The organism is Cupriavidus lacunae (assembly GCF_003353055.1).
GTDB classification, from domain to species: domain Bacteria; phylum Pseudomonadota; class Gammaproteobacteria; order Burkholderiales; family Burkholderiaceae; genus Cupriavidus; species Cupriavidus lacunae.
In genome coordinates, this window is sequence record NZ_QKWJ01000010.1 from 113,159 (window position 1) to 139,273 (window position 26,115).

At 68.2% G+C, this 26,115-nt stretch carries 25 protein-coding genes; 14 read left to right on the plus strand and 11 right to left on the minus strand.

Annotated features, from left to right (window positions below; translation table 11 throughout):
* Window positions 1–48 precede the first annotated feature (48 nt).
* Together DN412_RS11395 and DN412_RS11400 are read left to right on the plus strand one after the other, a co-directional pair.
* Window positions 49–1,245, plus strand: a complete 1,197-nt coding sequence (locus DN412_RS11395) for an amino acid aminotransferase (RefSeq protein WP_115015137.1) — start codon at window positions 49–51, stop codon at window positions 1,243–1,245.
* A 311-nt stretch (window positions 1,246–1,556) separates the two neighbouring features.
* Window positions 1,557–2,816: a polyhydroxyalkanoate depolymerase gene (locus DN412_RS11400; RefSeq protein ID WP_078195808.1), complete on the plus strand. Its 1,260-nt coding sequence runs from the start codon at window positions 1,557–1,559 to the stop codon at window positions 2,814–2,816.
* 52 nt (window positions 2,817–2,868) lie between these two features.
* Here DN412_RS11400 and DN412_RS11405 read toward each other — a convergent pair whose 3' ends face one another.
* Entirely contained in the window at window positions 2,869–3,504 is a 636-nt protein-coding gene (locus DN412_RS11405; protein ID WP_078195807.1) for a TetR/AcrR family transcriptional regulator, read from the minus strand.
* Window positions 3,505–3,800: 296 nt separating this feature from the next.
* Here DN412_RS11405 and rsxB point away from each other — a divergent pair, with 296 nt between their 5' ends.
* A complete protein-coding gene (gene rsxB, locus DN412_RS11410) occupies window positions 3,801–4,622 on the plus strand; it encodes an electron transport complex subunit RsxB (protein ID WP_115015245.1) in 822 nt (273 codons plus the stop codon).
* Window positions 4,619–5,263 (plus strand): endonuclease III, encoded by a 645-nt coding sequence (gene nth, locus DN412_RS11415; protein WP_115015139.1) that lies wholly within the window; start codon window positions 4,619–4,621, stop codon window positions 5,261–5,263. The genes rsxB and nth overlap by 4 nt, the downstream gene beginning before the upstream one ends.
* A 25-nt stretch (window positions 5,264–5,288) precedes the next feature.
* Here the strand turns inward: nth and DN412_RS11420 are convergent, their stop codons facing one another.
* Window positions 5,289–5,915 carry a TetR/AcrR family transcriptional regulator gene (locus tag DN412_RS11420; RefSeq protein WP_115015143.1) on the minus strand — a complete coding sequence of 209 codons (627 nt, stop codon included), beginning with the start codon at window positions 5,913–5,915 and terminating at the stop codon, window positions 5,289–5,291.
* An 88-nt stretch (window positions 5,916–6,003) separates the two neighbouring features.
* Between DN412_RS11420 and DN412_RS11425 the strand changes: the two genes are divergently transcribed.
* From DN412_RS11425 to DN412_RS11435, 3 genes are read left to right on the plus strand one after another with little or no spacing between them, the layout of a single operon-like run.
* Window positions 6,004–7,578 (plus strand): flavin-containing monooxygenase, encoded by a 1,575-nt coding sequence (locus DN412_RS11425; RefSeq protein WP_115015146.1) that lies wholly within the window; start codon window positions 6,004–6,006, stop codon window positions 7,576–7,578.
* Window positions 7,575–8,558, plus strand: a complete 984-nt coding sequence (locus tag DN412_RS11430; RefSeq protein ID WP_115015147.1) for an alpha/beta fold hydrolase — start codon at window positions 7,575–7,577, stop codon at window positions 8,556–8,558. The genes DN412_RS11425 and DN412_RS11430 overlap by 4 nt, the downstream gene beginning before the upstream one ends.
* A gap of 15 nt (window positions 8,559–8,573) precedes the next feature.
* Complete coding sequence (locus tag DN412_RS11435) at window positions 8,574–9,299, plus strand: Coq4 family protein (RefSeq protein WP_115015150.1); 726 nt, start codon at window positions 8,574–8,576, stop codon at window positions 9,297–9,299.
* 76 nt (window positions 9,300–9,375) lie between these two features.
* On the opposite strand, the gene DN412_RS11440 is transcribed toward DN412_RS11435, so the two are convergent.
* Complete coding sequence (locus tag DN412_RS11440) at window positions 9,376–9,963, minus strand: malonic semialdehyde reductase (protein ID WP_115015153.1); 588 nt, start codon at window positions 9,961–9,963, stop codon at window positions 9,376–9,378.
* 88 nt (window positions 9,964–10,051) lie between these two features.
* Entirely contained in the window at window positions 10,052–10,990 is a 939-nt protein-coding gene (locus tag DN412_RS11445) for a DMT family transporter (RefSeq protein WP_115015157.1), read from the minus strand.
* 91 nt (window positions 10,991–11,081) lie between these two features.
* Between DN412_RS11445 and DN412_RS11450 the strand changes: the two genes are divergently transcribed.
* Together DN412_RS11450 and DN412_RS11455 are read left to right on the plus strand one after the other, a co-directional pair.
* Window positions 11,082–11,513, plus strand: a complete 432-nt coding sequence (locus DN412_RS11450) for a DUF1841 family protein (protein WP_078195798.1) — start codon at window positions 11,082–11,084, stop codon at window positions 11,511–11,513.
* Window positions 11,514–11,646: 133 nt separating this feature from the next.
* Window positions 11,647–12,957, plus strand: a complete 1,311-nt coding sequence (locus tag DN412_RS11455) for a phospholipase A (RefSeq protein WP_115015160.1) — start codon at window positions 11,647–11,649, stop codon at window positions 12,955–12,957.
* Window positions 12,958–12,982: 25 nt separating this feature from the next.
* Here DN412_RS11455 and DN412_RS11460 read toward each other — a convergent pair whose 3' ends face one another.
* Both DN412_RS11460 and grpE read right to left on the minus strand, forming a co-directional pair.
* Entirely contained in the window at window positions 12,983–13,414 is a 432-nt protein-coding gene (locus DN412_RS11460; protein WP_115015164.1) for a thioredoxin family protein, read from the minus strand.
* Window positions 13,415–13,517: 103 nt separating this feature from the next.
* A complete protein-coding gene (gene grpE / locus DN412_RS11465) occupies window positions 13,518–14,087 on the minus strand; it encodes a nucleotide exchange factor GrpE (protein WP_115015166.1) in 570 nt (189 codons plus the stop codon).
* 274 nt (window positions 14,088–14,361) lie between these two features.
* Between grpE and DN412_RS43765 the strand changes: the two genes are divergently transcribed.
* A complete protein-coding gene (locus DN412_RS43765; protein ID WP_167471084.1) occupies window positions 14,362–14,535 on the plus strand; it encodes a hypothetical protein in 174 nt (57 codons plus the stop codon).
* Window positions 14,536–14,613: 78 nt separating this feature from the next.
* Here DN412_RS43765 and DN412_RS11475 read toward each other — a convergent pair whose 3' ends face one another.
* The 3 genes from DN412_RS11475 to hrcA form a co-directional block, all read right to left on the minus strand.
* Complete coding sequence (locus tag DN412_RS11475; protein WP_115015172.1) at window positions 14,614–15,009, minus strand: RNA-binding S4 domain-containing protein; 396 nt, start codon at window positions 15,007–15,009, stop codon at window positions 14,614–14,616.
* Window positions 15,006–16,121, minus strand: a complete 1,116-nt coding sequence (hemH, locus tag DN412_RS11480; RefSeq protein ID WP_115015174.1) for a ferrochelatase — start codon at window positions 16,119–16,121, stop codon at window positions 15,006–15,008. The genes DN412_RS11475 and hemH overlap by 4 nt, the downstream gene beginning before the upstream one ends.
* A 118-nt stretch (window positions 16,122–16,239) precedes the next feature.
* Window positions 16,240–17,274, minus strand: a complete 1,035-nt coding sequence (hrcA, locus tag DN412_RS11485) for a heat-inducible transcriptional repressor HrcA (protein ID WP_115015176.1) — start codon at window positions 17,272–17,274, stop codon at window positions 16,240–16,242.
* A gap of 102 nt (window positions 17,275–17,376) precedes the next feature.
* Here hrcA and DN412_RS11490 point away from each other — a divergent pair, with 102 nt between their 5' ends.
* The 4 genes from DN412_RS11490 to mprA all read left to right on the plus strand — a co-directional run bounded on the left by DN412_RS11490 (window position 17,377) and on the right by mprA (window position 22,400).
* A complete protein-coding gene (locus DN412_RS11490; protein ID WP_115015178.1) occupies window positions 17,377–18,294 on the plus strand; it encodes an NAD kinase in 918 nt (305 codons plus the stop codon).
* A gap of 55 nt (window positions 18,295–18,349) precedes the next feature.
* Complete coding sequence (recN, locus tag DN412_RS11495) at window positions 18,350–20,101, plus strand: DNA repair protein RecN (RefSeq protein ID WP_078195791.1); 1,752 nt, start codon at window positions 18,350–18,352, stop codon at window positions 20,099–20,101.
* A gap of 59 nt (window positions 20,102–20,160) precedes the next feature.
* Window positions 20,161–20,613 (plus strand): hypothetical protein, encoded by a 453-nt coding sequence (locus DN412_RS11500; RefSeq protein WP_115015181.1) that lies wholly within the window; start codon window positions 20,161–20,163, stop codon window positions 20,611–20,613.
* Window positions 20,614–20,762: 149 nt separating this feature from the next.
* Entirely contained in the window at window positions 20,763–22,400 is a 1,638-nt protein-coding gene (gene mprA, locus DN412_RS11505; RefSeq protein ID WP_115015182.1) for an MprA protease, GlyGly-CTERM protein-sorting domain-containing form, read from the plus strand.
* 17 nt (window positions 22,401–22,417) lie between these two features.
* Here the strand turns inward: mprA and rrtA are convergent, their stop codons facing one another.
* Together rrtA and glnE are read right to left on the minus strand one after the other, a co-directional pair.
* Window positions 22,418–23,065, minus strand: coding sequence for a rhombosortase (rrtA, locus tag DN412_RS11510; protein ID WP_115015185.1), 648 nt, complete (start codon window positions 23,063–23,065; stop codon window positions 22,418–22,420).
* Window positions 23,055–25,925: a bifunctional [glutamate--ammonia ligase]-adenylyl-L-tyrosine phosphorylase/[glutamate--ammonia-ligase] adenylyltransferase gene (gene glnE, locus DN412_RS11515; RefSeq protein ID WP_482764215.1), complete on the minus strand. Its 2,871-nt coding sequence runs from the start codon at window positions 25,923–25,925 to the stop codon at window positions 23,055–23,057. The genes rrtA and glnE overlap by 11 nt, the downstream gene beginning before the upstream one ends.
* Between the last annotated feature and the right edge of the window lie 190 nt (window positions 25,926–26,115).

Consider the following 26,115-nt stretch of genomic DNA (forward strand, 5'->3'; position numbering starts at 1 on the left):
GCATTCTACGCCTTCCGTTTTTTTACATAGCCGACCACGAGATTCCAAATGAGTTTGTTTTCTGCCGTCGAGATGGCCCCGCGCGACCCGATCCTGGGCCTCAACGAAGCCTTCAATGCCGACTCCCGCCCGACCAAGGTCAACCTGGGCGTTGGCGTGTACTTCACCGACGAAGGGAAAATCCCCCTGCTGCGCGCCGTCCAGGAGGCAGAAAAGGCCCGTCTGACCACAGCCACCCCGCGTGGCTACCTGCCGATCGAAGGCATTGCCGCCTATGACCAGGCTGTGCAGACGCTGCTGTTCGGCAAGGAATCACCACTGATCACGGAAGGCCGCGTGGTGACGGCCCAGGCACTTGGCGGCACCGGTGCGCTGAAGATCGGCGCCGACTTCCTGAAGCGCCTGTACCCGGACGCCAAGGTCGCCATCAGCGACCCGAGCTGGGAAAACCACCGCGCACTGTTCGAATCCGCCGGCTTCCCGGTGGTCAACTACGCCTACTACGACGCCCCCAGCCACGGCCTGAACTTTGCCGGCATGGTGGAATCGCTGAAGTCGTTCGCGGCCAACACCATCGTCGTGCTGCACGCGTGCTGCCACAACCCGACCGGCGTCGACCTGTCGCCCGAGCAGTGGAAGCAAGTGGTGGAACTGGTCAAGGAACGCAACCTGATCCCGTTCCTGGACATGGCCTACCAGGGCTTTGCCGACGGCATCGACGCGGACGGCGCCGCCGTGCGCCTGTTCGCCGATTCGGGCCTGCCCTTCTTCGTGTCGAGCTCGTTCTCGAAGAGCTTCTCGCTGTACGGCGAGCGCGTGGGCGCGCTGTCGATCGTCACCACCGGCAAGGAAGAAGCGCAACGCGTGATGTCGCAGGTCAAGCGCGTGATCCGCACCAACTACTCCAACCCGCCGACGCACGGCGGCACCGTGGTCGCCACCGTGCTGAACAGCCCGGAACTGCGCGCCATGTGGGAAGAAGAGCTGGCCGAAATGCGCGACCGCATCAAGCTGATGCGCCACGCGCTGGTGGACAAGCTGGCCGCCAAGGGCGTGCCGGGCGACTTCTCCTTCGTCAAGGCCCAGCGCGGCATGTTCTCGTACTCGGGCCTGACCTCGGCCCAGGTGGACCGCCTGCGCAACGAGCACGGCATCTATGCCGTCGGCACCGGCCGCATCTGCGTGGCCGCGCTGAACAGCCGCAATATCGACGCCGTGGTCGATGCCATCGCAGCTGTGATGTAAAAGGCCCTTGACCTCGCTATCTCGTCACAGGTGACGGCTGGCGCAAGCGTCACAAAGCAATGCACAAAAAGCGGCTTCGGCCGCTTTTTGCATTTGTTTACGATTTGTCAGCCAATGTCATCAAGAAATCAGCCATTAACCCTATTGTTTTCCGCACCTGAGGATGTACTTTACGGTATATGCTGCGGAGCAAGATCGTTAGCACGGTCGTTCGATTACAGGCATAATTGTCGACACGATTCACGGTGTATTGTCAGTACATTAGTACTTGGTGGTACGTATTTCCAAGCAAGACCCAGGCAGACAACGGCATGCTCTACCAATTGCATGAGTTCCAGCGCTCAATCCTGCACCCGCTGACCGCGTGGGCCCAGGCGACCGCGAAGACATTCACCAACCCCCTCAGCCCGCTCTCGCTGGTTCCCGGCGCACCCCGCCTGGCTGCCGGCTACGAGTTGCTGTACCGACTCGGCAAGGAATACGAGAAACCGGCGTTCGACATCAGGTCGGTGCGCTCCAACGGGCGCGACATCCCCATCGTCGAGCAGACCGTGCTGGAAAAGCCCTTCTGCAAGCTGGTGCGCTTCAAGCGCTATGCCGACGATCCGGAGACCATCAAGCTGCTCAAGGATGAGCCGGTGGTGCTGGTGGCCGCGCCGCTGTCGGGCCACCATGCCACGCTGCTGCGCGACACGGTGCGCACGCTGCTGCAGGACCACAAGGTCTACGTGACCGACTGGATCGACGCGCGCATGGTGCCGATCGAGGACGGCGAGTTCCACCTGTCCGACTACATCTACTACATCCAGGAATTCATCCGCCATATCGGCGCCGAGAACCTGCATGTGATCTCGGTGTGCCAGCCCACGGTACCGGTGCTGGCCGCGATCTCGCTGATGGCTTCGGCCGGCGAAAAGACGCCGCGCACCATGACCATGATGGGCGGCCCGATCGACGCGCGCAAGAGCCCTACCGCGGTCAACTCGCTGGCGATCAACAAGTCCTACGAGTGGTTCGAGAACAACGTCATCTACACCGTGCCGGCCAACTACCCCGGCCACGGCCGCCGCGTCTACCCGGGCTTTTTGCAGCATGCCGGTTTCGTGGCGATGAACCCGGACCGGCACCTTTCCTCGCACTATGACTACTACCTGAGCCTGGTCGAAGGCGATGCCGACGACGCCGAGGCCCACGTGCGCTTCTACGACGAATACAACGCGGTGCTGGACATGGCCGCCGAGTACTACCTGGACACCATCCGCGAGGTGTTCCAGGAATTCCGCCTGGCCAACGGCACCTGGGCCATCGACGGCAAGCCGGTGCGTCCGCAGGACATCAAGAGCACCGCGCTGATGACCATCGAGGGCGAGCTGGACGATATCTCGGGCGCGGGCCAGACCGCCGCGGCGCACGACCTGTGCGCCGGCATCCCGAAAAACCGCAAGCAGCACCTGAACGCGGAGCGTTGCGGCCACTACGGGATCTTCTCGGGCCGGCGCTGGCGCGACGACATCTACCCGCAGTTGCGCGACTTCATCCGCAAGTACCACCCGGCCTCGGCTACCAAGTAAAAAAATCGCCCGCAACTGCGGGCGATTCTTCTTGCGGCGTCGTGCCGGAAACTCAGGGCTTCTTCAGGTAGCTCAGCAGCATTTCGGTGTGCAGCTCGGCAAAGCGCTCATGCTCCTGCTGCGACGCCACGTCGCGCCCGATCACGGCGCTGATGGTGTAGCGGTTGGACAGCACGTAGTAGCCCAGCGCGGAGATCGTCAGGTAGAACTGCGGCACGTCGATATTGTCGCGGAACACGCCCTGCTGCTGGCCGCGCCGGATCACGTCGGCGAGCACGTCGACCACCGGGTTGATCAGTTGCTGCAGGTGGGCGGACTTCTTCAGGTGCCGGGCCTCGTGCAGGTTCTCGCTGTTGACCAGGCGGATAAACTCAGGGTGCTCGTAGTACCAGTCCCAGACAAAGCGGGCCAGCGTGCGCACGCCCTCGACCGGGTCTTCGTCGACCAGGTGCAACTGCTCCTCGTCGGCACGGAAATTCGCGTATTGCTTTTCAAGTACTGCCAGGAAGAGGCCTTCCTTGCTGCCGTAGTAGTAATACAGCATGCGTTCATTGGTTTCCGCGCGTCGGGCAATCTGGTCGACGCGGGCGCCGGCCAGACCCCCCTTGGCGAATTCCTCGGTAGCCGCAGCGAGGATGCGTCGGCGCGTCCCTTCCGGGTCGCGTTTGGTCTTAGGCTCAGTTGACATGGGGTGTGGTCGATCGTTGCGCGGATTATGGCACAGGCCGGAATGCGGCAATCCGGCCGTGCGACGCGCATCATCGCCGTTTCTGTCCGCCGGCGAAATCGGGGATAATCCTTGCGGCGGAAGGCTCGCAGGGGTCCGCAGAGACCCCGGTGCCGCAGGGGTCTCCGGCATATTGTCCGCCGCCGGGTGCGGCTGTTATGTCGCCAACCCCTCACAGCACCCCGCAAATTTCATGCTTTGCCCGTTCCGGTCCGGCTTTGGCCGCGGTTTTGTCCCCTGATTTCCTGTCCGTCGTCGTGAATCCCGCCGTCAAGTCCCTAGCCGACCGCATCGAGGCACTGCTGCCGCAAACCCAGTGCACCAAATGCGGTTTCAACGGTTGCCGCCCCTACGCCGAAGCCATGGCCAGCGGCGAAGCCGCCTGCAACCGCTGCCCGCCCGGCGGCGAGGAAGGGATCGTGCGCCTGGCCGCGGTACTGGGCACCGAGCCGCTGCCGCTCGATCCGGAACGCGGCATCGAGCAGCCGCGCGCGGTGGCCCGCATCGACGAGAGCCTGTGCATCGGCTGCACGCTCTGCATCCAGGCGTGCCCGGTCGATGCCATCGCCGGCGCCGCCAAGCAGATGCATACCGTGATCCCGGCGCTGTGCACCGGCTGCGACCTGTGCGTGGCGCCCTGCCCGGTCGACTGCATCGACATGGTCCCGGTCACGGGCGCGCGCACCGGCTGGGCCGCGTGGTCGCAGGCGCAGGCCGATGCCGCGCACGCGCGCTACCTGGCGCGCAATGCGCGGCTGGTGCGTGAGCGCGAGGAAAACGACGCGCGCCTGGCCGCCAAGGCCGCCGCCAAGCTGGCCGCGGTGCAGGCCGAAGCGCCGGAGAACGACGCCGAGCGCGCCGCGCAGGAACGCAAGCGCGCCATCATCCAGGCCGCGATCGAACGTGCCCGGCAGAAGCAGCAGGCCGCGCAGCCGCGCAATACGGAAAACGTGTCGGCCGCGGTGCAGGCCCAGATCGACGCCGCCGAAGCGCGGCGCGCGCGTGCGGGCCTGACGTCGCCAGCATCCGACCAGAAAGCCGGCCAGAACCCCGATACCGACCCAGCAGAAAAACAATGAACGCCGCCAAGTGCCGTGCCATCTTCGAAACGCTGCGCGAAGTCAATCCGGCCCCGACCACTGAACTGGAATACAGCTCGCCGTTCGAGCTGCTGATCGCCGTGCTGCTGTCGGCGCAGGCCACCGACGCGGGCGTGAACAAGGCCACGCGCCGGCTGTTCCCGGTTGCGCATACCCCGCAGCAGATGCTGGACCTGGGCGAAGCCGGCCTGAGCGAATACATCAAAACCATCGGCCTGTACAAGACCAAGGCCAGGCATGTGATGGAGACCTGCCGCATCCTGGTCGAGCGCCACGGCGGCAAGGTGCCGCCCGACCGCGAGGCGCTGGAAGCGCTGCCAGGCGTAGGCCGCAAGACCGCCAACGTGGTGCTCAACACGGCGTTCGGCGAGCCCACCATCGCGGTCGATACGCATATCTTCCGGGTCTCGAACCGCACCGGGCTGGCGCCGGGCAAGAACGTGCAGATCGTCGAGCAGAAGCTGCTCAAGTGCGTGCCGCACGAATTCCTGCACGATGCCCACCACTGGCTGATCCTGCACGGCCGCTATGTTTGCAAGGCGCGCAAGCCCGAATGCTGGCATTGCGCGATCGAGCCGCTGTGCGAGTTCAGGGAAAAAACGCCCGCGCCGCAACTGTAACCCCGGGGCGCGGCAGGCGGCCGCCTTAGTCCGGCTCGCGCGCCAGCACCATCGCCAGCTGTAGCGCAGTACGCGCGACCACCTCGACATCCGGGGTGTAGCCGTGGCGGATCCAGCGCACGGCGATGTGGACCACCCCGCCCGCCACGCCGGCCGTCAGCAACGGGTCGAGCCGGCGCGCCGGCGGCAGCAGGGCTTGCGCCAGCAGCCCGCCGAATGCATCCAGCGAATCCGCCAGCGCCCCGTCGACGTGCTTGCTGACGCCGCGAATTTCCACCAGGAACACCCGCGCCGAACGCGGCTCGCGCTGCAGCGCGCCGAAATAGGCACGCAACATGGCCAGCGCCCGTTGCTGGCCGTCGCCTCCAGCCCCCTCGCCCGCCAGCGCCAGCGTGTGCAGCAGCCGGTGGGTCACCGTTTGAAACGATGCCAGCAGCAAGGCCTCGCTGTTGGCGAACGACTCATAGAAATACCGTTCGGTCAGGCCCGCGGCCTCGCACACGGCCTTGACGGTGGCGTTCTGGTAGCCGCGCTCACCATAGACCTGCACGGCCGCGGTAATCAGTTGCGCACGGCGTTGGGCACGTCGTTCCTCGGCTTCGGCGCCACGGTATCGGCGCGCAGGGGTGAGCTCGGTCGTCATGGGCGCCATTATGACATTCCCTATTGTCAGATTACTTGCCGGATGGCTTCTGACAATCTATGTTGTCAGAAGCACCACTCGTCCGGATGCCCCTGCCATGACCGCCCCCAGTTCCGATGACGCCGTCCTTGATGTCCTGATCGTAGGCGCCGGCCTGTCCGGCATCGGCGCCGCGCGCCAGTTGCAAACGCGCTGTCCCGGCAAGCGCTACGCCATCCTGGAGGCCCGCGAGGCCATGGGCGGCACCTGGGACCTGTTCCGCTACCCGGGCATCCGCTCGGATTCGGACATGTACACCCTGGGCTACCGCTTCAAGCCCTGGCGCGGCGCCAAGGCCATCGCCGACGGGCCGTCGATTCGTGCCTACATCCGCGAAACCGCCGAGGAAGCCGGCATCACGTCACATATCCGCTTCGGCCATCGTGTCGTCAGCGCGGCATGGGACAGCGCGCAAGCCTGCTGGACGGTCGAAGCCGAGCGCACCGCGGACCGCAGCCGGCTGCGCCTGCGCTCGCGCCTTCTCTATGTGTGCGCGGGCTATTACAGCTATGCGCAGGGCCACCGGCCCGAATTCGCAGGCGAAGCGCAGTTCCGCGGCCGCATGGTGCATCCGCAGTTCTGGGACGAATCGCTCGACTACACCGGCAAGCGCGTGGTGGTGATCGGCAGCGGCGCCACGGCGGTCACGCTGGTGCCGGCCATGGCGAAAAGCGCGGCCCACGTGACGATGCTGCAGCGCTCCCCCACCTATATCGTGACGCGCCCCGGCGAAGACGCGATTGCCCACAAGCTGCGCCGCGTGCTGCCGGAGCGGCTGGCCTACGCCGCCACGCGCTGGAAAAACGTGCTGCTGGGCATGATGTTCTTCCAGCTGGCGCGGCGCCGGCCGGATCGCGTCAAACAGCGTCTGATCGGCATGGCCGCAGCGCAACTGGCGCCGGGCTTTGACGTCGGCACCCACTTCACGCCCCGCTACAGGCCGTGGGACCAGCGCCTGTGCCTGGTGCCCGACGGCGACCTGTTCCGCGCGATCTGCGACGAGCGCGCCGCGGTGGTGACCGATACCATCGATCGCTTCACCGCAGACGGCATCGTGCTGGCCAGCGGCAAGACCCTGGCCGCGGATATCGTGGTGGTGGCCACCGGCCTGAAGCTGAACATGCTGGGCGACATTGCGGTGACGGTGGACGGCCAGCCGCGCCGCCCCGCCGAATGCCTGGCCTACAAGGGGATGATGCTGAGCGACTTGCCCAACCTGGTGCTGGCCTTCGGCTACACCAATGCGTCGTGGACGCTCAAGGCCGACCTCACCGCCGAGTACGTCTGCCGACTGCTGCGCTACATGGACCGCCATGGGCACCGCATGGCCGTGCCGTGCGCCCCCGCTGGCGTGCAGCCGACCCCGTTCCTGGATTTCACCTCCGGTTACGTGCAGCGTGCCGCCGGCGTGCTGCCGCGGCAAGGCGACCGCAAGCCATGGCGCGTGCATCAGAACTACCTGAAGGACCTGCTCACGATCCGGCACGGGCGCATCGCCGACGGCGTGCTGCGCTTCGACGTCCCGCCGCCCGCTCCTCATTCGCACCGGGTGCATGATGCAAAGCGGGTCAGCCAGGACACCACGGCCAACGACACGGTGCCGGCCGTTGCCGCCGGCGAGGTGCAATCATGAACATCCTCCTGACCGCCATCGCCGCACTGATCGGGCTGTGCCTGGTGCTGGGCGCGTTGCTATACCTGTTCACCTGGCGTACCGCCCGGCGCATCGAAGCGGCCATGGCGCCCCCCGGCCGCTTTGTCGAGGTGCCCGGTGCGCGCCTGCACGTGGTGGAGCGCGGCCAGGGTCCCGCGGTGCTGCTGGTGCATGGCCTGTCGGGCCAGCTCGAAAACTTTGGCTACGGCATGATCGGGCCGCTTGCCGAGAACTTCCGCGTGATCGCCGTCGACCGCCCCGGCGCGGGCCATTCCACGCGCACGCCCGGCAGCGCCGCCGACCTGCCGGCGCAGGCCGATGCCCTCGCCGCGCTGTGCGACAAGCTTGGCCTGGAGCGGCCGCTGGTGGTGGGCCATTCGCTGGGTGGCGCGATTGCGCTGGCGCTGGCCATCCGCCATCCCGAGCGCGTGGGCGGGCTGGCGCTGATCGCCCCTCTCACGCACCCGCCCAAGGCGATCTCGCCGGTGTTCAAGGCCATGACGGTGCCGAGCGCGTGGCAGCGCCGGCTGATGGCGTGGACGCTGGTGGTGCCGATGTCGATACGGCACCGCGCGGAAGTCATGGATATCGTGTTCGGCCCGGATCCGGTGCCGGATGACTTCCCGACGCGCGGCGGCGGCCTGCTGGCGCTGCGGCCGCGCCACTTCCTGGCAGCGTCCGAAGACCTGATCGGCGCCGCGCAGAGCCTGCCGGCCATGCTGCGCCACTACGGCACGCTACGCGTGCCGGTCAGCGTGCTTTTCGGCCGCGACGACCGCATCCTGGACGTTGCCGAGCATGGCGAAGCGCTCGTGGCCAAGGTACCGGGCGCGACGCTGACATTGGTCAGCGGCGGGCATATGCTGCCGGTGACCGCGATCGATACCAGCGTCGATTTCGTGCGCAGAGCCGCCGCGCGGCTGCACGTGTCGGCATCGGAGCAGGCACAGCTCGCCTGACCAGGGAGACCGCCCATGACCACCACGACCGGTTCCAACCCCTACAAGCAGGATGTCTTCACCGCGTTCAAGGCTGTTCGCAAGCTGCTGGCGAACGGCAATGACACGGAGCAGGTGTTCCGCATCATGCGCGCGCTCAACGGGCCGTCGATGCCCCGCAACTTCAGCCGCCTGCTGAGCACGCCCGACGGCCGGCGCATGGTCTACCAGCGCATCGAACTGGCCGAGCGCCTGTCGGATCCGGCATACATCGCCAGGTTCGCGCCGGGCACGGTCGGCGCGGCCTATCGCGCGTTCCTGGAAAAGACCGGCTACAGCGCTGACGGGCTGGCCAAGGTCTCGAACCTGGACCAGGAACCGGTGGTCGAGGACGCCTACATGTGGTTCGGCCGGCGTACGCGCGACATCCACGACATCTGGCATGTGCTCACCGGCTACCGGGCCGACGAAAGCCTTGGCGAAGCCGCACTGGTGGCATTCAGCTATGCGCAGACCGGCGGCAAGGGCTGGGCATTCATCGCCATCGCGGCGTCGCTGAAGAGCCTGCGCGTGAGCGGCAGCCTGGCCTTTGCGCGGGCCGTGCTGGAAGGCTATCGGCTGGGCCGCCGAGCGCAGTGGCTGTTGGGCGAGGATTACGAGAAGCTGCTGCACGAACCGATCGACGCGGCCCGTGCGCGGCTTGGCATTGCCGAGCCCCAACGCTACCTGGCCTGCAATCCCGCGCAGGAGTGGACGGCCTGAGGCCGCCGCGCGCCAAACAAAAAAGCGACCCATGGCGGGTCGCTTTTTACCTTGGCGCCGATGGCGCGCCGCGCGTTCAGACGATGCGGCAGGCTTCGTCGAACGACAGGCGCGGGCCGCGCGGGAACAGCTTGTCGGCCACGCCGTAGCCCAGGTTGCACAGGAAGTTGACCTTCCACTTGCCATCCGCGAAGAAGGCCGCGTTGACCTTGTCGGCATCGAAGCCGCCCATCGGGCCGCAGTCCAGGCCCAGCGCGCGTGCCGCCAGGATGAAGTAGCCGCCTTGCAGCGAGCTGTTCATGAGCGCGTCACGGGCGATCTTCTCGTCGTTGCCGGCGTACCAGGAGCGGGCGTCGGCGTGCGGGAACAGCTTGGGCAGCTGGTCGTGGAAGGCAGTGTCGAAGGCGATGATGGCAGTCACCGGCGCCGAGCGGGTCTTGTCGACGTTGCCGGCCGACACGCAGTCCACCAGGCGCGCCTTCTCGGCAGCGCTCTTGACGAACACGATGCGCGCCGGGCTGCTGTTGGCGGCGGTCGGGCCGAACTTCATCGCTTCATAGATCTGGTGCAGCACGGCGTCGTCCACGTGGCGGTCCTGCCACACGTTGTGCGTGCGGGCTTCGGTGAACAGCTGCGCCAGCGCGGCGTTGTCGATCTGGGACATGCGCTTCTTTCCTGTACGAGATATGAGGGAAGGCGCGATTGTACCCAACACTTTGTGCACGCCACGACAGCGCCTTTGAGCAAGCTGTTCAATTACCTTGCACATCGGCGCGGGCCGGCGCCGGCGCACTGCCCCGACCGGTCAGCCACAGCACGCCGGCCAGGATCAGCCCGCCGCCGACGGCCTGCGCCGCGCCGATATGCTCGCCCAGCAGCAGCGCGGCCAGCAACACGGTGACCACCGGCTCCAGCGTGGACAGCATCGACGCCTGCGCCGCGCCCAGCCGCTGCAGGCCGGCGAAGAAGGTCAGGATCGCCAGCACCGTCGACAGCAGCGCAATGCCCGCCAGCGCCAGCCAGCCGCCGACATGGGCCGGGAACTGCGGCGGCGCGCCAGCGCCCATGCGCAGCAGGCCGACGGCGCCGTAGACCAGTGCCGCCGCGGTGCAGATCACCGTGGTGGTCGCGATCGGGTTGACGCCGGCGGTCACGCGCGTGCCGACGATGATATAGACCGAATAGATCACCGCCGCCGCCAGCCCCAGCGCAATCCCCAGCGGCGAGCCCTCGCCGCCGCCGACGGTCAGCCCCGCGCCCACCGAACACAGCACCAGCGCGACCACCGCGGCAGTGGTCAGCCGCTCCTTGAGGAAGACTGCCGCCAGGATCGTCACGAACAGCGGATAGAGGTACAGCAGCAGGGCCACCAGGCTGGCCTGCGCATGGTTGAGCGCGCTGAAGAAGCAGAACGACTGGCCGACATAGCCGATGCCGCCCATCGCCGCCAGCGCCAGCACGCGGCGCCATGGCGGCAAGGCGATGCCGCGCGTGCGCATCACCCAGGCCAGCGCCACGGTGGCCAGCGCGAAGCGCACCAGCAGCAGTCCGTAGACATCCGCGCCGGCCGCGTAGGCAAAGCGCGCGAAGATCGCCATGGCGCCAAAGGCGCTGGCCGAGAGCGCGATCAGCAGCACGCCGGCCAGTTTGTCGCGGGCGTGGGCCGTGGCGGTCGAGGGGGAAGCGGTCATCGGGCAGGCGGGAAGTCGGCGATCCCGCATTCTACTTGGCGGGCAGGAGCGGCCAGCGTGGGCCGCGGCGCTCGTTTACAATGTCGCCACCATGTTCAATCCCTCACGAGAAGAAGTCCGCCGGTTCTTCTGCGATGCCTGGCAGAAGCAGATCACAGGTGGCGTGCTGACCCCGCTGGAAGCCATCGCCGTCGACTGGATCGGCGAGCATCCCGAGTACCACGACCTGCTGCGCGACGCCGAAGGCGCGCTGGCGCAGGACTACACCCCCGAGCAAGGCCAGACCAACCCCTTCCTGCACCTGTCGATGCACCTGTCGATTTCCGAGCAGGTCTCGGTCGACCAGCCGCGCGGCATCCGCCAGGCCTATGAGGCACTGGCGCGCCGGCTGGACTCGCCACACGAAGCGCAGCACCAGGTGATGGAATGCCTTGGTGAAATGCTGTGGCAGGCACAGCGCACCGGGCAGCCGCCCGACGGCGACCACTACATCGACTGCATCAGGCGCCGCGCCAACCGCTAAGTCCGGTGCGCGTCGCGCGCCAAGGGCAGCGTACAATTCGTCACAACCCTCCGACGGGTGCGTGGTAGGCTTTGTGGGTCCGTATTTTCCCCAGCCGCGTTGCCGTCACATGGCGGCGCGGTGCCCGCAAGCCATGTCCCGTACTGCCCTTCCCCGCCGGAGCCGCCTGGCGCCGGCCGGTGGTGCCATTGCTCCGCTGTGCCTCGCGCTGATGCTGGCCTGGCCCCTGGCCGGCCAAGCCGGCGTGGCGCTGCTGCAGCCACCGCGCGTGATCGACGGCAACCAGCCGCTGACGCTGACCCTGGTGGTCTCGGCCGACGACGCCACCCGCCGCTACCGCATCCCCGACACGCTGGAGGTGACCGCCTCGGGCGACCTGCAGGCACCGGTGCGGCTGGTGCTGTGGCGCGAGGTCTCGGGCCCGGCGGTGGTCAACCTGCGCCGTGGCGAGCACCGCGCCATCCGCTACACGGTGGCGCTGCCGCCGGCCCTGCGCGGCCAGGTGCGGCTGGATGCCACCGGCATCGATGCCGCGCCGGTCCTGGTAACGCTGAACCGCCTGCCGCAGCCCGGTGAGGCCACCACGGCTGCGCCGCCGGTCGCCGGCAAGGCACCGGCTGCGAACGGCACTGCGCCGGCCGCCGACGCCACCGAGACGGCGGCCGCCGCCGTGCCGGTGAGCCCCGTCACCACCGCAGGCGCCACGGCGCCCGCACCGGCCGACCTGCGCGACAGCGCCCGGCTGTCGTTCCACGACCCGATGTACTTCATGGTCGGCGCGCATGACGGCGCCAACGCCAAGTTCCAGCTGAGTTTCAAGTACCGCCTGTTCGAAGGCGAGGATCCGGCGTCGAAAAGCCTGTTCGACAACCTGTACGTGGGCTATACGCAGTTCTCGCTGTGGGACCTGTCCGAGCAGTCCAAGCCGTTCCGCGACACCAACTACCGGCCCAGCCTGTTCTATTACCTGTCGGATACCGGGGTGAAAAACAATGTCATCAGCCGGCTGTCGCTGGCGACCGGCCTGGAGCATGAATCCAATGGCCGCGCCGGCGACGATTCGCGCAGCATCAATACGGTCTTCGTCAAGCCGACCTTCTACTTCGGCGACCAGAACGACTGGCACTGGCGCGTCGCGCCCAAGCTCTACGCTTATGTGGAAAAGGGCGAAAACCCCGACATCGCCCACTATCGGGGCTTCATGGACCTGGGCATTGCCTATGGGCGCCCGGACTCATGGGAATTCTCGGCCACGCTGCGCAAGGGCACGCGCAAGTGGTACGGCAGCGTCGACGCGCAGCTGACCTACCCGTTGGAGCGCCTGATCCCGGGCACCGCCGGCTACCTGATGGCGGGCTATTTCGTCGGCTATGGCGAGAGCCTGCTCGACTACAACCACAAGCTGCCCTGGCAGTTCCGCATCGGCTACGCGCTATCGCGCTGAGGCTGCCTGCCAGGCTGCCCGGTCTCTAGCCCGCCAGCGGCTTGCCGCTGGCCTTCAGGCGCGCGTTTGCCACCGCCGCGGCAAACTGGCCGTGGCCATGCCAGCCGGTGGCGCGGCCCAGCTTCTTGCCGTTCTGGAAGAACATGAACACGGGAATACCGTGCAGGCCGAAGCGCCGCCCCAGCTCGGGGTGCGCATAGACGTTGGCGTGCAGCCAGTGCAGCGCCAGCGCCCGCACCGGTTCGGGGCTGGCCAGCATGGCCTTCTTGGCCATCTCACAGTTGAAGCAGTCCACGCCCCAGAAGAACACGCACACCAGCGCGTCGCCGGCCTCGGCAATGGCGGCGTCGATGGTGGTGTCATCGACCTCGCGCATGGCGAACGCGTCGAAGGCGCGGTGGTCGAGATGGGCGTCCCGGGACGGATCGGCCACGCCGGCCGGCGGTTCGGTGCTCATGCTTCGCTCCAAAAGACGAACGCCCGGGCCAGAGGCACCGGGCGTCAGGTCAGAAGCCGGGGCGGCACGCCGCCGCGTCCCGGCCGCTAGTCCTGGTGCCGGTTTACTTCGGGGCCGCCACCGTCACCAGCGCCGGCCGCAGCACGCGGTCGGCAATGGTGTAGCCACGCTGAAGCACGGTCACCACGGTGTTAGGCTCCTGCTCCGCCGGCACCATCGAGATGGCCTGGTGGCGGTGCGGGTCGAATTTCTCGCCCACCGGGTTCAGCTCAACGATCTTGCCGCGCTCGAAGGCGGCCGCCAGTTGGCGTGCGGTCAGTTCGACGCCTTCGCGCAGCTTGGCGATATCGCCCGAGCCGTCGGCCAGCGCGGCTTTCAGGCTGTCCATGACCGGCAGCAGGTTGTCGGCGAAGTTCTCGATGGCGAACTTGTGCGCCTTGGCGACATCGTCCTGCGCCCGGCGGCGGATGTTCTCGCCTTCGGCAACGGCGCGCATATACAGGTCGTAGTGCTCGCGCGCCTTGGCTTCCAGGGCGGCCAGCTGGGCCGCCACATCGTCCACGGCAGCGGTTTCCGGCGCACCGGTCTCCTGGCTCGCATTGGCGGCATTGGCCGCCTCGTCGCCCGCGGGCGTCGGCGTCTGGGTGGATGGCGTCTGCTTCTGTTCTTCCATGTCGATCCGTATCAATACATTGTCGCGGCCCGCCGAGGCGCGGCCGCGGGTGGTAAATCGGCGTGTTTCACGTGCAAGTGGTGGCACGGCGCCGGTTTTCAAGAGTGGCGCCGGCGAGACGCGGAAATACACGGTTACAAAGCGTGGCCATATGCAATCGAGGCCTTATTGCTTTGCTGCATCGCACTCACTAAGATTCTTAGTAAGAAAAATGACAAAAATGCCGGGAGCCCTGGAGATGGTTCATTTTTGTGCCTCTTCCGAAAGGTTGGTCATGCATAAGCTGCCAGTCGTGACGCTCTGCCTCTTGACCGCATTGGCGGTCATGACCGTCTTTATCTGCCTTTCCGGCGCATTCACCCCGCGCGATACGGAGTATGGCAGCGGAAAGGCGGTGTTCAAGCACTACATCGTCCCTATCGTCAGCCAGGAAGTCACGCAGGAATAAGCGTCGACCTGAGTTCACCCGAGTTCATTACGGCTGCGCGGCGGCGCCGGCGTTCTCCGGCCCCGCCGCGTTGTCGTTTCAGCCCTTCAGGTGATCGATGCGGCGCCGGTCGCGCTTGGTCGGGCGCCCCTGGATCTGTGCCGATGGCTCGGGCTCCAGGCGCCGGCGCTCGGCATCGGCCAGCCGGCGGGACTGGCTTTCGGCACTTTCCTGGTACAGCGTCTGTGCCACCGGCGCCGGGCCGCGCGCCGGGGCAATGCCCTTCACCACCAGTTCCCAGCGCTGCTGGTGCGCCTCAAGCACGACCTTGTCGCCGGGCTTCACCTCGCGCGAGTTCTTGCACGGCTGGCCGTTGACGGTCACCTTGCTGCGCTCGACCGCTTCGGCGGCCAGCGAGCGCGTCTTGAAGAAGCGCGCGCACCACAGCCATTTGTCGATGCGCTGGCGCGCATTCGGCTCGAAATCCACGTTCATGCCGCCGCCCCCCGCGTCTGCGCGCGCGTGCGCCGCGCTTCCAGTTCATGCGGATGCGGCGTGGCCAGCGGCCAGCCCTGCAGGTGCTGCAGCGCGATCTCCGCCATCGCCGCGACCCACGGCGCGGCATCGTTCAGGCACGGAATGAAGTGGAAGTCCTTGCCGCCCGCGACCTTGAATTCAGTCTGCCCTTCCATGGCGATCTCTTCCAGTGTCTCGATGCAGTCGGCCGGGAAGCCCGGGCAGAACACGTCGACGCGCCCCGCGCCGACCTTGCCCAGTTCCGCCAGCGTTGGCGCGGTATAGGGCTGCAGCCATTCCGCCTTGCCGAAACGAGACTGAAACGTCACCTGATACTGCCCGGGATGCAGGCCCAGCGCCTCGCCCAGCAGGCGGCCGGTCTTCAGGCACTCGCAGTGGTAGGGGTCGCCCAGCTCCAGCGTGCGCCGCGGCACGCCGTGGAACGACAGGATCAGCTTGTCGCCGCGGGTAAAGTCCGGCATGCCGTGCTGCGTCCAGTAGGCGCCGACCTGCTGGCGCAGCGCCGAGATATAGGCCGGGTGGTCGTGGAAATGCTTGACCAGCCGCAGCTCGGGCTGGTTGCGCCACTGGCCCAGCACGCGAAACACTTCGTCGAAGGCCGTGGCCGTGGTGGTGCCCGAGTACTGAGGGTACATCGGCAGCACCAGCACCTGCTCGCAGCCCTGCCGGCGCAGCGCCTCCAGCACCGAGGCGATCGACGGGTTGCCATAGCGCATCGCGCACGCAACCGTCACTTCGTGGCCGTGCTGGTGCATCAGCCGCTGCAGCGCGTGGGCCTGGCGCTCGCTGTAGACCAGCAGCGGCGAGCCCGTCATATGGGCTTCGCGCAGCCAGATCGATTCGTACTTCAGCGCCGAGGCGCGCGAGCGCAGCGGCAGGATCACCCCGTGCAGCAGCGGCAGCCAGGCCGCGCGCGGGATCTCGACCACACGCGGGTCGGACAGGAATTCCTTCAGGTAGCGCCCCACCGCCTTGGGCGTGGGGGCGTCCGGGGTACCCAGGTTGACCAGCAGGAGCGCCGTGCGCGGCGCCTGGCCGTGCTGGTAGGCCGGTTCGGGGGAAAACGTCATGTCGCTTCCGGGTTGGCACGGTGCCGGGATGGCACCGTTATGGCGCACCGGCGATTGCCGCGCTCGGTAGGAATGGAGCCAGGGACGGAGCCGCTTGTCAGACCAGCTAGTCTTCTCACTAGTTCTGGCTCAGGGCGCTGGACAGCAGCCGCGCTGTAATGTCGACGATAGGAATCACACGCTCATACGCCATGCGCGTCGGGCCGATCACGCCAAGCGTGCCGACGATCTGCCCGTCGACCTCGTACGGGGCGGTGATGACCGCCATGTCCTCGATCGGCACCAGCCGGCTCTCGCCGCCGATAAAGATCTGCACGCCCTGCGCATGGCTGGACACGTCCAGCAGCTGCAGCAGGCTGGTCTTGTGCTCGAACACGTCGAAGAGGCGCCGCAGCTTGTCCATGCTGGAGGCCAGGTCGTCCACTTCCAGCAGCTTGCGCTCGCCGCTGATAAAGACGTGGTCGTCGTCCTCGTCCTCGGCGACGCTGCCCGCCTCGACCGCGGCCTGCATCAGCTGCGACATGTCGCGGCGCAGGTCCTGCAGCTCGACCCGCAGGTGGCTGCGCACCGTGTCAAAGCTCATGCCGGCATAGTGCGAGTTGAAGAAGTTGGCCGCCTCGATCAGCTGGGCCGGCGTGTACGACAGTTCGGTCTGGATGATGCGGTTCTGCACATCGCCCTCGGGGCTGACAATGATCAGCAGGATGCGCTTGTCCGACAGCCGCATGAATTCGATCTGCCGGAACGCCTGCGCGCGGCGCGGCGTCATCACCACCCCGGCAAAGTGCGAGAGGTTGGACAGCGTGCGCGCGGCCGCCGTGATCATGCGCTGCGGCCCCAGTTGCTGGCCGCCAAGCTGGTCCTGGATCTGGCCGGTCAGCTCGGCCAGATCGGCGTTGCGCTCGAGTGGCTTGGCCGTCAGCATCGAATCGACGAACAGCCGGTAGCCGCGCGGTGTCGGGATCCGGCCGGCCGAGGTGTGCGGGCTGGAAATGAAACCCATTTCCTCCAGATCAGACATCACATTGCGGATCGTCGCCGGCGACAGGTCCAGCCCCGAGTACTTCGACAGGGTGCGGGAACCGACCGGCTGACCTTCGGCGATATAGCGCTCGATCAGGGTCTTGAGCAGCGTTTTGGAACGTTCATCCATGATGCCCCGATTTTACGCAAGTTTTGGACCTTCTGGCGCCCGGCCTGGGTGGCCTGCCGGCGCATGCTGACAACCGTCATGGCGGTATGGTCTAATCCCCGCATGTCCGCCCCCCCCAAAGCCAACGCCGTGCGCACTCCGTTCAAGACCGTCGCCCTGGTGGGCCGGTACTCCACCGCCGGCATCGAAGGGCCGCTGGAGGAGATCGCCTCCTATATCCTGCGTAACGGCCAGGATGTCGTGTTCGAGCGCGAGACCGCGCTGGCCACCGGGCTGACCGGCTACCCGGCCCTGTCCGCCGACGAGATCGGCCGGCAGGCCGACGTGGCCGTGGTGCTGGGCGGCGACGGCACGCTGCTGGGCATCGCCCGCCAGCTCGCCGGCCATAACGTGCCATTGATCGGCGTCAACCACGGGCGGCTGGGCTTCATGACCGATATTTCGCTCGACGACGCGCATACGGTGCTGCCCGACATGCTCGACGGCCGCTACGAGGCCGAGACCCGTCTGCTGCTGGAATCGCGCGTAGTACGCGACGACATGGACATTTTTTCAGCGCTGGCGCTGAACGACGTGGTGGTGAACCGCTCGGGCATCTCCGGCATGGTCGAGCTGGCGGTGTCGGTGGACGGCAACTTCATGTACAACCAGAGGTCCGACGGCCTGATCGTGTCGACCGCCACCGGCTCGACCGCCTATGCACTGTCCGCCGGCGGCCCGATCCTGCATCCTACGCTATCGGGCGTGGTGCTGGTGCCGATCGCCCCGCACGCGCTGTCGAACCGGCCGATCGTGCTGCCGCACGATGCCGAGGTCACGATCGAAGTCGCCAGCGCGCGCGATGCCAGCGTCAACTTCGACATGCAGTCGCTGACCTCGCTGCTGCCGGGCGACCGCATCGTGGTGCGGCGCTCGGACAAGACCATCAACCTGCTGCACCCGGTCGGCTATAACTACTACGCCACGCTGCGCAAGAAGCTGCACTGGCACGAGTATCCGTCCGAAGACAACCGCCTCTGAGCCGCCCCTCAAGACTCAGCCCGAACCCATCGGACCGACTACCTCCCACGCCACGATGCTGCGCAGCCTGTCCATCCGTGATTTCGTCATCGTCGATACGCTCGACCTGGACTTCACCTCCGGCTTTACCGTCTTCACCGGCGAGACCGGCGCCGGCAAGTCGATCCTGATCGATGCCCTGGCACTGGTGCTGGGCGAGCGCGCCGACGCCGGCGTGGTGCGCGAAGGCGCCCCGCGCGCCAGCGTCAGCGCCACCTTCTCGACCCACCCCGCGCTGGACGCCTGGCTGGCCGAACGCGAGCTCAACAGCGAAGAAGACGGCGGCGTGCCGACCGTGCTGCTGCGCCGGACGGTCGACGCCGGCGGCCGCAGCAAGGCCTTCATCAACGGCGCCGCCGCGACCCTGGCACAGCTGCGCGAAGTCGGCGACCAGCTGGTCGACATCCACGGCCAGCACGCGCACCAGCTGCTGCTGCGTCCCGATGCACAGCGGCTGCTGTTCGACGCCCATGCGGGCCTCACGCAACAGGCCGGCGCCGTGGCCGAGGCCTGGCGCGCGTGGCGCGCCTGCGTGCGCCAGCGCGAGGCGGTGGAACACCAGTCGCGCGAAATGCAGCTCGAGCGCGAGCGTCTCGAATGGCAGGTCGGCGAGCTCGACAAGCTCAACCCGCAGCCGGGCGAGTGGGAAGAGATCCAGTCCGAATACAACCGGCTGTCGCACGCCGCCGGCCTGATCGACGGCAGCCGTGCCGCGCTCGAGGCGCTGTCCGAGGCCGACGGCTCGGTGCTGTCGGCGCTGAATACCATCGTGCACAAGCTGCAGCAGCTGGTCGATGTCGACCCCGCGCTGCGCGATGTGCTGGCCGCGCTCGAGCCCGCCCAGGTGCAGGCCGAGGAAGCCGCGCACTCGCTCACGCGCTATGTCGACCGTCTCGAACTCGACCCCGAGCGGCTGCAGGCAGTGGAAGAACGCATGCAGGCGCTGCACGCCACCGCGCGCAAGTACCGCCTACCGCCCGGGCAGTTGCCCGACGAGCTGATCGCGCGCCGCCAGCAGCTGGACGACCTGCAGGCCGCGCAGGACCTGAACAAGGTGATGGCGCGCGAGGCCGCGGCCAAGGCCGCCTACCTGACGCTGGCGCAGCATCTCAGCCACGCCCGCAATACGGCCGCGCAGGCGCTGTCCGCCGCGGTCACCGACGCCATGCAGGGCCTGTCGATGGCCGGCGGCAGCTTTGTCGCCGCGCTCAATCCGCTCGACGAAGGCCAGAGCTACGGGCTCGAGCAGGTCGAGTTCCTGGTGGCCGGCCACGCCGGCGTGAGCGCGCGGCCGCTGGCCCGGGTGGCCTCCGGCGGCGAACTGGCGCGCATCAGCCTGGCGATCTCGGTGATCACCAGCGAAGCCTCGCCCACGCCCACGCTGATCTTCGACGAGGTCGATACCGGCATCGGCGGCGCGGTCGCCGAGGTGGTCGGCCGGCGCCTGCAGGAACTGGGCCGCGCGCGCCAGGTGCTGTGCGTGACCCACCTGCCGCAAGTGGCGGCGCAGGCGGACACGCACCTGCTGGTCAGCAAGGAAACCACCGCCGAGGGCGACGGCTCGGTGACGCGCTCGCGCATCCGGGTGCTGGACCCCGCCGGCCGCGTGGTCGAAACCGCGCGCATGCTGGGCGGCGCCACCGTCACCGCCACGACGCTGCAACATGCGCAGGAGATGCTCTCGCAAGGCATGGCCGACAATCCGGGCAGCCAGCCAGCCCGCGCGGGCAAGGACGCCAGGCGCAGCCGCCGCGCCGCCGCCGGCTGAGCGGTCCGGCGCTTTGTGCGCCAACGCGCGCCAACCCATACACTGACAGGAGCTTCACCATGACCCGCCAAGCGCTGCCAACCGGCCTCCGGTCCCGCCCGCGCGCCTCGCTGCGCGCCGTGCTGGCCATCGCCACCGCCGCATCGGCCGCACTGCTGGCGCTGTCCGCCTGCCAGGCCCAGCCCAAGGCCTCGGCCCCGCCGCCGGGCAGCATCAGCGATGACCGGGCCATCGGCGACATCATGGTCCGCTTCAAGCCGCCCGCGGTGAACCTGTCGGAAGACGCCGGCAAGCTGCTGGCCGAGATCAAGGGCCCGATCCGCTATGTGGTCAAGCGGCCGATGTCCGGCGGCGTGTGGCTGGTCACCGCGATCTCGGCGTCCGCGGACGTCACAATCCAGCAGGCGGTCGAAACCCTGCGTGCCACACCGCGCATCGAAACCGCCGAACCGGACCGGCTGATCAAGCCCAGCCGCAGTATCCCCACCAGCCGCGACATGCCGCAAAGCTGAGGCCAGGGTTGCACCAGTGCGGAAGCCCTGCATAAAGGACGGGGACTAAACCTTCCGTCGTCCTTGCGCAACCCGGCTGAATCGTATTCGCTACATAAGAAGCCCCGCGCTGCCCGAGCCAGAGCGCGCCACGTCCCAGGGAGGAGTACATGCCGCAATCCGCGCAGTCTGTTACCTGTCGTAGCTTCGTGGCCCGCCGCTGGCGGGTAATCGTCCTGGCCGCGGCCGCTGTGTGTGGCGCGGCACCGACCAGTACGGCACTCGCTGCCGGCGCGCATGCCGCACCCGCCTACACTGGCCACATCATCGTGCGCTGGCGCGATGGCACCACATCTGCCGTCGATGGCAACGGCACCGGCAAGACACCCGCCGCGACGGATGCGCTCAAGCAGCTGAGCGAACGCACCGGCATCGCCGTCACGGCGCGCCGGGCCATGGGCGGCAACCTGCAGCTGGTGCAAGTGCCCGACGATGTGGCGGCCGACCCGGAAGCGGCCGCGGCCCGGCTGCGCCAGGACCCGCGCATCGCCGATGCCGTGCCCGACCGCTGGCTGAAGCTGCACGACACCCTGCCCAACGATCCCGAGTTCCAGGTCAACCAGCCCTACCTGATGGGCACGGGCACCGCGGTGGGCGGCGTCAACCTGCCGCACGCGTGGGACCGCAGCCGCGGCAGCAGCAGCGTGGTGATCGCGGTGGTGGATACCGGCGTCCTGCCGCACCCCGACCTGGCTGGACGGCTGCTGCCCGGCTACGACTTCATCAGCAACACCACCGTTTCCAACGATGGCGACGGCCGCGACAGCGACCCGACCGACGCCGGCGACAACGTCCCGGTCGGCTTCACCTGCCCCGGCAGCTCCACACCCACGCAGACGGCCACCACCAACAGCTGGCATGGCACGCGCGTGACAGGCGTGCTGGGCGCACTGACCAATAACGGGCGGGACATCGCCGGCGTCGACTGGAATGCGCGCATCCTGCCAGTGCGCGTCTCGGGGCGCTGCGGCGCGCTGCTGTCCGATACTGTCGACGGCATGCGCTGGGCTGGCGGCCTGTCGGTGCCGAACGTGCCGGACAACCCGACGCCGGCACGCGTGGTCAATATCAGCCTGGGTGGTGGCACCTGCAGCAGCATCGAACAGCAGGCCGTCAACGACCTGAATGCGCTCGGCGTGGTGGTGGTGGCCGCGGCGGGCAACAACCGCGGCGCGGTGGAAGCGCCGGCCGACTGCAGCGGCGTGATCGCGGTCACCGCGCATGTCAATGACGGCGAGAATGCCAGCTATGCCGATGTTGGTCCGCAAGTCACGCTCAGCGCACCGGGCGGAGGGTGTGGCAACTCGCGGCTTGTCAATGGCCAGTGCACGGTCACGCCCTCGGTCATTCGCACCCTGAACAACGATGGCAAGACTTCCCTTGGCAACTATGTCGTGACCTCATCCGCGGGCACCAGCTTCGCCGCACCGATGGTCTCGGGCGTGGTGTCGATGATGTTCGCGGTCAATGGCTCGCTGACCCCGGCCCAGGTCACTGCAGCGCTGAAGGCTTCGGCGCGCCCGCATCCTTCAGGCACCTATTGCACCACCAATCCGGGTGTTTGCGGCGCCGGGCTGCTCGATGCCGATGGCGCACTGGTGGCTGCGGCGGCCACGCCAGCGGCGCAGGCCGCGCCTGCGCCAGCCTCGAACGGCGGCGGCGGTGGCGGTGGCGCGGTGCCGCCCTGGACCGCGCTGCTGCTGGCACTTGCCGGCCTGCTCGCCTTCGCGCTGCGGCGTCGCGTGTAGCAGCAAGCCGGGGCGGCTCAGGCGGCAGCGCCGTCGCTGCGCGCCGGCCGCCGCGCCAGCCACCACTCCTGCAACACCCAGCACAGCAGGCCGGCCACGGCGCCGGCCGCATGCGCGGCGCGCACCACGCCAAAGCCCCAGGCCGGACTGAACACCACCGGCGCCAGCCACGACTGTTCCACCCAGACCTTGGCCAGCACGCCCAGGCAAAGCAGCACGCCGGTGGCGCGCGCCAGGCCCGGCGCCCGCAACAGCCCCAACGCGCCCCACAGGGCCAGCCCGTGCAAGGCGCCCGAGAGTCCGCCATACCAGGCGATCGCCGGCACGCGCAGCAGCACCACCTGCACCGCGATGCCGCAGGCGACCAGCACCAGCAACAGGCTGCGCGCGCGCGCCACGCGCGCGGAGATGGCCAACACGCCGGTGGCGGCCAGCATATCGGCCAGCCAGTGGTGCGCGTCCAGGTGCACCCACATGGCCGTGGCCAGGCGCCACCACTGCCCGTCCAGGCGCACCGCATCGCGCAGATACAGGCCGTGCGCGTGCCACCATGGAATAAAGGTGAAGCAGGCCGACAGCGCCCACACCAGCGCGATCGCCGCCAGCAGCCCCGGCCACGACGCCCCGGCGGGTGCCGATGGGCCTGCCGCCGCGTCAGTCCTCACCGAACACGGCCTGCCACAGCGCGCGTACCTGCACGGTCTGCGCGGCCACCGACGCCGGCACCACGCGCGCGTGGGCCTGGCCGTCGAGCCGCAGCTGGTGCTGGCGCGCGCGGAACAGCCGGTAGGCATCGCCCACCGCCAGTGCCAGCGCGGCATCGATCAGGCCCAGCTCGCCGGCTTCGCGCAGCAGTGCAATATTGCCGGCGTTGCGCGTCAGCTGCGGATGCGCGCGGCTGTGCAGCAGCACCAGGTACTGCACCGTGAATTCGATATCGACCATGCCGCCGCGATCGTGCTTCAGGTCGAACAGGTCGGTCGGATTGGGATGGCCTTCGGCGACCTTGTGGCGCATCTGCACGATCTCGCCGCGCAGCACGGCGGCATCGCGCTCCTGGCACAGCACCTCGTCGCGCAGCGCCTCGAAGCGGTCGCCGATGGCGGCGTCGCCCGCGCAGAAGCGCGCGCGCGTCAGCGCCTGGTGCTCCCAAACCCATGCGGTGTTGTCGCCCTCGCGCAGCTGGTAGCGGCGGAACGCATCGAAGCTGGTCACCAGCAGGCCGGCCGCGCCATTGGGGCGCAGCCGCGTGTCGACGTCGAACAGCGCGCCGGCCGCGGTATGGCTGGTGAGCCAGGTGATCAGGCGGCGCGCATAGGCGGCGTAGACATCGGGCGCGCGCTCATGGTCGTCGTCATACAGGAAGATGATGTCAAGGTCCGAGGCATAGCCCAGCTCCTTGCCGCCGAGCCGGCCGTAGGCGATCACCGCGAAGCGCGGGGTCTCGAGGTGGCGCGTGGCCAGCTGGCGCCAGACCGTTTCCAGCGTGGCCTCGAGCATGGCATCGGCCAGGTCCGACAGGCGGTCGGCCACCTGCTCCACCGTCAGCATGCCCTGCAGGTCCTGCAGCAGCACGCGGAAGGTCTCGACATGGTGCTCGCGCCGCAGGATATCCATCTGCTGCTCGATCTGGCCTTCGGCGGCCAGCAGCCGCTCATGCAGCCGCTTGCGGAAGGCGGCCCAGTCCGGCGCGCCGGCCAGCGCGTCGCTGTCGAGCAGTTCATCCAGCAGTTGCGGATGGCGTGTCAGGTAGGCCGCGGCCCAGCGCGAGGCATGCAGCGTCTGCGCGACGCGGTCCATCGCCTGCGGGTATTCGGACAGCAACGACAGGTAGGAGGCGCGGCGGCTGATCGCCTCGAGGAAGTCGATAAAGCGCGTGATGGTGCTGTCGGCATCGTCCTGGCGCGCGGCCAGGTCCAGCGCGCGGTTCACCAGCTGGTCGAAGCGCGCGCGGCTGGATTCGGACAGCGCGCGATAGCGCAGCGACGAGGCGATCGCGCGCAGCCGGTCCAGCAGCCCGGTGCAGTCGGTGAAGCCGGCGGCCTGCAGCCGCTCGCACGGCGCGGCGCACTCGCCTTCGCGGTCGGCCTCGTCCTCCTGCGGGTTGTCCTGCGCGCGCGCGGCGTTGTCGTCCATCACGATGTCCGGCCACAGGGCCTCGCACGGCCCGGCATCCGGACTAGAGAAGGTGGCTTCGAACTGCTGCGCGACCGGGTCCTGCAGCGCCGCCAGCCGTGCCAGCAGCTCGGGCCAGTCGGCGCAGCCCATCATCCGGGCCGCCGCCAGCTGCTCGTCGGTCGTGGTCGGCAGGTGGTGGGTCTGGGCGTCGTCGCGGTATTGCAGCCGGTGTTCGAGCTGACGCAGGAAGCGGTAGGCATCGCCCAGCTGCTCGGCCTGGCCGGCAGGCAGCAGGCCGCGCTCGACCGCCACGGCCAGCACTTCCAGCGTTGGCCGTATCCGCAGCGCGGGGTCCTGGCCGCCGCGGATCAGCTGGAACACCTGCGCCATGAATTCGATCTCGCGGATGCCGCCGCGACCCAGCTTGATATTGAACGAGCGCTGGTTGACACCGTGGCCGGCCAGCCCGCCGCTGCGCTTGGCGGCCTCGCTGCGGATCTGCGCGTGCAGCGAGCGGATCGCGGCGATCACGCCGTAGTCCAGGTAGCGCCGGAACACGAACGGCGTGGTCAGCCGCGCCAGCAGGCTGGCGGTGCGCTGCGCATGCGCCGTGCCGAGCGCCGACACCACGCGGCCCTTGATCCAGGCATAGCGCTCCCACTCCCGTCCCTGCACCACCAGGTATTCCTCCAGCATGCCCAGGCTGCACGCCAGCGGGCCGGCGTCGCCATTGGGGCGCAGCCGCATGTCGACGCGGAACACGTAGCCGTCGGCGGTCACGTCGGCCAGCAGGTTGATCAGCCGGCGGCCGAGGCGGATGAAGTACTCGTGGTTGGACAGGCTGCGCGAACCGCCCTGGGTGTCGCCGTCCTCGTCGTAGAGGAAGATCAGGTCGATATCGGACGAGACATTGAGTTCGCGCCCGCCCAACTTGCCCATGCCCACCACCACCAGCTCCTGCACCTCGCCGCTGAGCGCGCCGACCGGGCGGCCGAAGGTGGTGGCCAGGTCATCGCCCAGCATCGCCAGGCCGTGCTGGATCGCCAGTTCGGCCAGGTCGGTCATGGCGCCGGTGACCTCGCCCAGGGTGGCCAGGCCGCGCAGGTCGCGCTCGATCACCGCGCACATGACCTCGGCGCGCAGCCGGCGCAGGGCGCGCTTGGCGGACTCCTCGGCATCGGCCGAGGGTTCGTGCAGCGCCTGCAGCCGGGCCTGCATCCAGTCGCGCGTGAGCGGCTGCGCGACCGCGGCGGCGAGGATGGCGGGCAGGTCGGGCCGGGCCTGCAGCACGCGGCGCGCGTAGTGCGAGTACGCAGCCGAGTACAATACGTGGCCGCCTGCCTGGGCACCCTCGTCATCCGGCCGCAGACCCTGCGCCGCAGTGATGGCAAAGGCGCCGGCGGCCATGCCGCCAGGGCCCTGCCCGGGCTGCGAACTCGCCGGATCGGGCCGATTGGCCGGATCCTGGGTGGCGCGCGCGCCACGTTGGTCAGCAGCGTCGCCAGCGGCGGAACTCGTCGGATCAGAGGCAGTCATTCCAGTATTTGAAATGCGAGAAAAGGTGCGGCCAGAGGTTCGCCCGATGCCAGCGCCCCGC